The organism is Microbulbifer sp. 2205BS26-8 (assembly GCF_030731025.1).
Taxonomy (GTDB): Bacteria; Pseudomonadota; Gammaproteobacteria; order Pseudomonadales; family Cellvibrionaceae; genus Microbulbifer; species Microbulbifer spongiae.
Genome location: NZ_JAVAMR010000165.1, coordinates 1 through 684, shown reverse-complemented (window position 1 = coordinate 684; position 684 = coordinate 1). Strand labels below are relative to the sequence as shown.

Below are 684 nucleotides of genomic sequence, written 5' to 3'. Positions count from 1 at the left end.
CAGAGCAATTAATACAGAGTGCATCTATAGTAGCTCTGTCACTTCTTCTAAGGCCTGCCCTCAAGCTCATAGCATCTTTTCTAAGTCGCGCAAATACGGCTTGTTTTTCAGTATTTGAAAGCTGGTCAAAAGCTCTTCCCTTTTGTGCATCAAGGTGTAAAACTATCTATTTGACGATAGATCTGCCTTTCTTTATCAACATAAACTTCAAACGTCTCCTTGTTTGTATTTAGCATCCTAAAAGATTTTGGGAAATTGTCATCCACCATTAAACGAAGATTTCCTCCAACAATACGCCATTCGCCTTCAAAGGGTAAAACAAGCCCACCTTCACTAGGATAATTGGAACACTTAAATTTATTATCCACGAAGAATTCGCACTCATCCCACCCAGAACCAAAAAGGCTTCCCTGGCTATTTCTCCATTTTCCAACAAGTTGTAACTCACCATGCTCGGAGCGCATTTCCACTTGTGCACACGAAATAGGGCTTGCACCGACCAAAATGAAGTATGCAATTATACGAAACGAAATTAGAATAATCCGCATAGCTAATACACCTCATTTCGCCATTTTCTAGTCCACATCCTATGGGTCTGCCTGAACTCCCTAAAATCTCGGCCTCGCAACCCAAGAGCACCGCTTCTTGAAATAACCCAACCAGTTGCTTCTGATTCTAAAGCAT

At 41.4% G+C, this 684-nt stretch carries 1 protein-coding gene; it reads right to left on the bottom strand.

Annotated elements, in window-relative coordinates; all coding sequences use genetic code 11:
• Positions 1-149: 149 nt before the first annotated feature.
• Positions 150-548 (bottom strand): hypothetical protein, encoded by a 399-nt coding sequence (locus Q5Y71_RS17070; RefSeq protein WP_306043271.1) that lies wholly within the window; start codon positions 546-548, stop codon positions 150-152.
• Positions 549-684: the final 136 nt, after the last annotated feature.

Bases quoted from the DNA above. Each gene is read 5' to 3' on its own strand.
- Q5Y71_RS17070 (WP_306043271.1), bottom strand. From the start codon at position 548: ATGCGGATTATTCTAATTTCGTTTCGTATAATTGCATACTTCATTTTG.